The following is a 6,701-nucleotide window of genomic DNA, read 5'->3' on the forward strand; positions in this document are numbered from 1 at the left end:
GCTTTGCGCTGGCGCTGTCGTCGACCGCGCTGGTGCTGCCGCTGGTCGGGACGACCGGCGCGGTCGGGCGCGGGGCGTTTGCGATGCTGTTGTTCGAGGATCTGGCGCTGGTGCCGCTGATCTTCGTGCTGGGCGCGCTCGCCCCGACCGCGACCGCGGACGGGTGGAGCAATCTGGCAGGCGTCGCCTTGCGCGGCGCGGCCACGGTCGTGGCGATGTATGTCGGCGGGCGGCTGATCCTGCCGCGGCTGTTCGGGCAGGCGGCGCGGACCAAGAGCCCCGAACTATTCCTGGCGGCGTCGCTGCTGGTGGTGATCGTGGCGAGCGTCGCGACGACCGCGGCGGGGCTGTCGCCGATCGTCGGCGCGCTGCTCGCCGGGCTGCTGATCGCGGAAACCGAATATCACAGCGAGGTCGAGGTGATCACCGCGCCGTTCAAGGGGCTGGCGCTGGGCGTGTTCCTGATCACGGTGGGGATGAGCCTGGACCTGCGGCTGATCGCGCAGAACTGGCCGTCGCTGCTGCTCGCGGTGACCGGGGTGGTGGCGACCAAGGCGGTCGTGACGTTCCTGTTCCTGCGCGTCGCCAATTCGCGGCGCGGGGTGGCGGCGGAGACCGGGCTGCTGATGGGGAGCCCGTCCGAGACGACGCTGATCGTGCTGGCGACCGCGGCGCAGGCGCAGCTGATCCTGCCGTCGACCGCGAGCTTCTGGCAGACGGTGACCGCGATCGGGCTGACGATCACGCCGCTGCTCGCCAAGCTCGGCCGCACCGTGTCGCGTCAGCTGGAAAGCCGGTCGACCGCGGATGCGGGCGATGTCGAGATCGACGAGGAGGGGCCGGGGACGGTCGTGATCGGCTTCGGCCGGGTCGGGCGGATGGTCGCGGACATGCTCGCGGTGCACGGCCAGCGCTATGTCGCGGTCGAGGCGGATATCGATTCGGTCGAGGCCGCGCGGGCGCAGGGGCATCCGGTGCTGTTCGGCGACGTCGCGCGGCTCGAACTGGTCGACCGGCTGAAACTGGATACCGCCAAGGCACTGATCCTGACGATGGACGACCCGGTGCTGACCGTGCGGCTGGCGCGGCGGGTGCGGCTGCTGGCGCCCAATTTGCCGATCGTCGCGCGCGCGCGCGATACCGCGCATGCCGCCGAGCTGTACCGCGCAGGCGTGACCGATGCGGTGCCCGAGACGCTGGAGAGCTCGCTGCAGCTGGCGGAGGCGGTGCTGGTCGACCTGGGCGTCGCGATGGGGCCGGTGATCGCGTCGATCCACGAGAAGCGCGACGAACTGCGGCAGGAGATCAAGGCGGCGGCGGACATGCTGGTCGAGCCGCGGGTCCGCAAGGCCAAGCGGACGCCGCGGAAGGTCTAGCGCGGGGCGTCACGCGTCGGTGAGGGTGAAGTCCCTGAACCGTTCGCGCAGTGCGGTCTTCAGGAGTTTTCCCGTCGCGGTGTGGGGCAGTTCGTCGACGAAGACGATCGCGTCGGGGAGCCACCATTTGGCGACGTGCTGCGCCAGGTGATCGCGGATCGCGGTGTCGGTGACGGTGCTGCCGGGTTTGCGGACGACGATCAGCAGCGGGCGCTCGTCCCATTTGGGGTGGTGGATGCCGATCGCGGCGGCCTCCGCGACGCCGGGGCAGCCGATCGCGGCGTTTTCGAGATCGACCGAGCTGATCCATTCACCGCCCGACTTGATGACGTCCTTCGACCGGTCGGTAATCTGCATCGTGCCGTCGGTGTGGAGCATCGCGACGTCGCCGGTGTCGAACCAGCCCTCCGCATCGACCGCGTCGCTGTCCGCGCCGAAATAGCGCTGCACCACCCAGGGCCCGCGGACCTGGAGCGAGCCGGCGATCGAGCCGTCGCGCGGCAGCACCTGCCCCTGATCGTCGATGATGCGCAGTTCGATGCCGAAGGGGACGCTGCCCTGCTTGGTGACGAGATCAAGCTTCTCGTCATGCGTCATCATGTCCCAGTGCGGCGGCGCGAAGCCCGCGGTGCCGATCGGCGAGGTCTCGGTCATGCCCCAGAGGTGCTTGACCGACGCGCCCATGGTCATGATCCGGTCGATCATCGCGCGCGGGGCCGCCGCGCCGCCGATCGTCACCAGCTTCAGATGCTCGGGCGCCTCGCCGGTGGCGTCGATATGCCCGAACAGCGCGAGCCAGACGGTCGGCACGCCCGCCGAATGCGTGACATGCTCCTGGTTCATCAGCCGGCACAGCACGCCGGGATCGTTGATCGCCGAATAGACGACCTTCGCCCCCGACAGCGCGCAGGCGAAGGGCAGCCCCCAGGCGGCGGCGTGGAACATCGGCACGACGGGCAGCACGACCGCGCTGGGGGACAGATCGAACACCCAGGGCGCGACCTCCGCCATCGCGTGGATCAGCGTCGAGCGGTGCGTGTAGAGCACGCCCTTGGGATTGCCGGTGGTGCCGCTGGTATAGCAGAGCATGCACGGATCGCGCTCCGGCCCCTCGACCCAGGCATAGTCGCCATCCTGCTCGTCGAGCAGCGCGCGGAAGCCGTCGGGGCCGAGATCGTCGAAACAGACATAATGGCGGATGCTCGACCATTGGCCGCGCAGCCGGTCGACAATGGGCTGGAACGCCTTGTCGTAGAGCATCACCCGGTCTTCGGCGTGGTTGGCGATATAGACGAGCTGTTCGTCGAACAGCCGCGGGTTGATCGTGTGGATCACCCCGCCCATCCCGATCGTGCCATACCAGGCGATCAGGTGGTGCGCGTGGTTCATGGCCAGCGTCGCGACCCGGTCACCGGGACGGACACCAAGCTTCTCAAGCGCTTGGGCAAGTTTCTTCGCGTCGCGTGCGATCCCGGACCAGTCGGTGCGGGTCTCGCGGCCGTCTGCCCAGTAGCTGACGATCTCGCGGCGGCCATGCTCGCGCGCGGCATGGTCGATCAGCCGGGGGACGCGAAGCTCAAAGTCCTGCATTCCACCCAGCATTCTCGCTCTCCCAAGCATTTGGCCCAAGCCGTTATCCGACGAGAGCCAGCCGCGTTTCCGAGGTCTTGAGCTCCACCTTTGTCACACCGTGCAACGACTCGATGTGCTCTGCAAGCTCGCCGTCGAGCAGGAAATCGCGGCCGAGCAGGATGCTGACCTCGCCGTCGGGGAGCATCGCGCGGACGCGGACCTCGCCGCGCGCGCCGCGGTGATCGGCGAGCAAGGACGCGAGCCCGGCGAAGGCGGCCATGTCCGAGATGGTCACGACGACCTGGAAGCGCGCGATGTTGGCGAGCCCCTCGAACGGCTGGATCCGCTTGATACTGACGCGCGGCGTGTCCTCGCCGGGCTTGCGGTCGAGCTCGACGGTGATGAGGCCGCAGCCGCCTGCCTTGGCGGCATCCTCGAGATCCTTCGAGACCTGATCGTCGAAACAGGTCGCCATGAACTGGCCGCTGGCGTCCGAGCATTGCGCCATCATGAAGCGCTTGCCGCGCGCCGACGTGCGGTAGCGCGCATCCTCGACCAGCACCGCCATCGTCGCGCCGGCGCGGCTGCCGTCGTCGGGGATGTTGAGCTCCGACAAGGCGGTATAAGCGCGCGCGCCGTGGCTGTTGGCGATGTGGCGGTGGCGGTCGACCGGGTGCGCGGAGAAATAGAAGCCGAACGCCTCCTTCTCCTGATCCATCCGCTGGCTGAGCGTCCAGCGCACCGAGGGCGGCAGCTTGATCGCGTCGCCCGCGGGTTCCGCGTCGCCGAACAGACCGCCCTGCCCGCTGGTCTTGGCGGCGTGGGTGCGTGCGGCGATCGCGAGGATCGTCTCGGCGGTGGCGTGGATGCCGGCGCGGTTGGGCTCGAACCCGTCGAACGCGCCCGCGGCGGCGAGCGTCTCGAGCTGGCGCTTGTTGAGCAGGCGCGGGTCGACGCGCTTGGCGAGATCGTCGAGCCCGGCGAACGGGCCGTTCTGGACGCGCTCGACGATGAGCTTCTCCATCGCGCCTTCGCCGACCGACTTGAGCGCGCCAAGCGCGTAGCGCACCGCGGGTTCGCCGTCCTTCACCTCGACGTCGAACTCGGCCTGGCTCGCATTGATGCAGGGCGGCAGCGTGGCGATGCCGAGGCGGCGCATGTCGTCGGTGAAGATCGCGAGCTTGTCGGTCTGGTGCAGGTCGTAGCACATCGACGCAGCGAAGAATTCGTGCGGGTGGTGCGCCTTCAGCCACGCGGTCTGATAGGCGAGCAGCGCATAGGCGGCGGCGTGGCTCTTGTTGAAGCCGTAGCCGGCGAACTTGTCGATCAAGTCGAACAGCTCGTTGGCCTTGGCCTTGGGAATATTGTTCACCTTCGCGCAGCCCTCGACGAAGATCGCGCGCTGTGCGTCCATCTCGGCCTTGATCTTCTTGCCCATCGCGCGGCGCAGCAGATCGGCGCCGCCGAGCGAGAAGCCCGCGAGGATCTGCGCGGCCTGCATGACCTGTTCCTGGTAGACAAAGATCCCGTAGGTCTCCGACAGGATCGATTCGAGCGCGGGGTGCGGATATTCGATCGTCTCGGTGCCGTTCTTGCGGCGGCCGAAGGACGGGATATTGTCCATCGGGCCCGGTCGGTAGAGCGAGACGAGCGCGATGATGTCGCCGAAATTGGACGGGCGGACCGCGGACAGCGTGCGGCGCATGCCTTCCGATTCGAGCTGGAACACGCCAACCGTGTCGCCCTTCTGGAGCAGCGCGTAGACGCCGGCATCGTCCCATTCGAGCGCGTCGAGATCGACCTTGATCCCGCGCTTGGCGAGCAATTGCACGCCCTTCTGGAGCACCGAGAGCGTCTTCAGCCCGAGAAAGTCGAACTTCACGAGGCCCGCGCCCTCGACATATTTCATGTCGAACTGCGTGACGGGCATGTCCGAACGCGGATCACGGTAGAGGGGGACGAGCTGGGCCAAGGGCCGGTCGCCGATCACCACGCCGGCGGCGTGAGTCGACGAGTGGCGCGGCAGCCCCTCCAGCTTCATCGCCAGATCGAGCAGCTTTCGCACGCCATTGTCGTTGGCATATTCCTTGGCGAGCTCGCCGACGCCATTCAGCGCGCGCTCGAGCGTCCAGGGATCGGTCGGGTGGTTGGGGACGAGCTTTGCGAGCCGGTCGATCTGGCCATAGCTCATCTGCAGCACGCGGCCGGTGTCTTTCAGCACCGCGCGCGCCTTCAGCTTACCGAAGGTGATGATCTGCGCGACCTGATCGCGGCCGTATTTCTCCTGGACGTAGCGGATCACCTCGCCGCGGCGGGTTTCGCAGAAGTCGATGTCGAAATCGGGCATCGACACGCGTTCCGGGTTCAGGAAGCGTTCGAACAGGAGCCCCAGCTTGATCGGATCGAGATCGGTGATGGTCAGCGCCCAGGCGACGACCGAGCCTGCGCCCGAGCCACGGCCGGGACCGACCGGAATGTCGTGATCCTTCGCCCATTTGATGAAGTCGGCGACGATCAGGAAATAGCCGGGAAAGCCCATCTGGACGATCACGTCGACCTCGAAGGCGAGCCGCGCGCGATAGACGTCGCGCCAGCCGTCCTCGGCCTCTCCGTGCAGTTCGGTGATGCGCGCGAGACGCGCCTCGAGCCCGGCCTCGGCGTCGTCGCGGAGCAGTTTCGCCTCGCCCTCGATATCGCCGGCGAGGCTGGGGAGGATCGGCTTGCGGTAGGGCGCCATGACCGCGCAGCGCTGGGCTACGACGAGCGTGTTGGCGATCGCCTCGGGCAGGTCGGCGAACATCTCGTGCATCACCGGCGCGGGCTTCATCCACGCTTCGGGGCAGCTGCGGATGCGGTCCTCGGTCTCGACATAGGTCGAGTGCGCGATGCAGAGCATGGCGTCGTGCGCGTCGCCGAACGCACTTTCGGTGAAGCAGCACGGGTTGGTCGCGACGAGCGGCAGGTTGCGGTCGTAGGCGATGTCGATCAGCGCGTCCTCGGCGGCGATCTCGGTCGCGTCGCCGCGGCGTGAGAGTTCGATGTAGAGGCGGTCGCCGAACAGGTGCTGGAGGCGGTCGAGATAGGCGCGGGCGCGGTCGGGCTGGCCCTCCGCGAACAGCCGCGCGAGACCGCCCTCGCCGCCCGCGGTCAGCGCGATCAGCCCGTCGGCATGGCGTTCGAGCGCGGCGAAATCGACATGCGCCGGCATCTCGATCGGGCGGTCGAGATGCGCCATCGAGACGAGCGCGCAGAGATTGTCATAGCCCTTCGCGTTCTGGGCGTAGAGCGCGATCCAGTCGAACGGGGTGGCGATGCCGTCGGGCATGTCGGGGCGGCTGAGGCCGAGCATCACGCCGATGACGGGCTGGACGCCGTCCTTCTTGGCGGCGTCCGAATAGGCCATCGCGGCGTAGAGGCCGTTGCGGTCGGTCAGCGCGGCGGCGGGAAAGCCGAGCGCGCGCGCCTGCTTGGCGATCGCCTTAGGATCGATCGCGCCGTCGAGCATGGTGTAGCAGGAAAAGACGCGGAGCGGGACGTAACCGGAATGCATGGGTGAGAGGTAGGCGTTGCGGCGTGATTCGACCAGACGCGATGGCGGGGGGTGCGGGGTGGGACGCGATGAGTTGAGTCTGTGTGTGTGGGTTTTTGGTTCGAGGCTGTTCTCCCGCGAAGGCGGGATTCCAGTCTGGGCCGCCGCCTTCGAGGGGGAACATCCTTGTGGCGAGGGTGCTCCCCACAAGCACCACCCCGGCG

At 67.9% G+C, this 6,701-nt stretch carries 3 protein-coding genes; 1 reads left to right on the plus strand and 2 read right to left on the minus strand.

Features of this window, described 5'->3' with window-relative positions; all coding sequences use genetic code 11:
• A partial coding sequence (locus sphsw_RS11885) for a cation:proton antiporter domain-containing protein (RefSeq protein ID WP_031440806.1) occupies positions 1–1,376 on the plus strand: 1,376 nt, incomplete at its 5' end.
• 9 nt (positions 1,377–1,385) lie between these two features.
• On the opposite strand, the gene sphsw_RS11890 is transcribed toward sphsw_RS11885, so the two are convergent.
• Positions 1,386–2,978, minus strand: coding sequence for a long-chain fatty acid--CoA ligase (locus sphsw_RS11890; RefSeq protein WP_031440807.1), 1,593 nt, complete (start codon positions 2,976–2,978; stop codon positions 1,386–1,388).
• Between the two features lie 31 nt (positions 2,979–3,009).
• Positions 3,010–6,498, minus strand: a complete 3,489-nt coding sequence (gene dnaE, locus sphsw_RS11895; protein WP_031440808.1) for a DNA polymerase III subunit alpha — start codon at positions 6,496–6,498, stop codon at positions 3,010–3,012.
• Positions 6,499–6,701 lie beyond the last annotated feature (203 nt).

The organism is Sphingomonas sp. FUKUSWIS1 (genome assembly GCF_000733135.1).
Taxonomy (GTDB): Bacteria; Pseudomonadota; Alphaproteobacteria; order Sphingomonadales; family Sphingomonadaceae; genus Sphingomonas; species Sphingomonas aerolata.

Coding starts and splice junctions, on each gene's coding strand:
- sphsw_RS11890 (WP_031440807.1), bottom strand. CDS start 2,978: ATGCTGGGTGGAATGCAGGACTTTGAGCTTCGCGTCCCCCGGCTGATC.
- dnaE (WP_031440808.1), bottom strand. CDS start 6,498: ATGCATTCCGGTTACGTCCCGCTCCGCGTCTTTTCCTGCTACACCATG.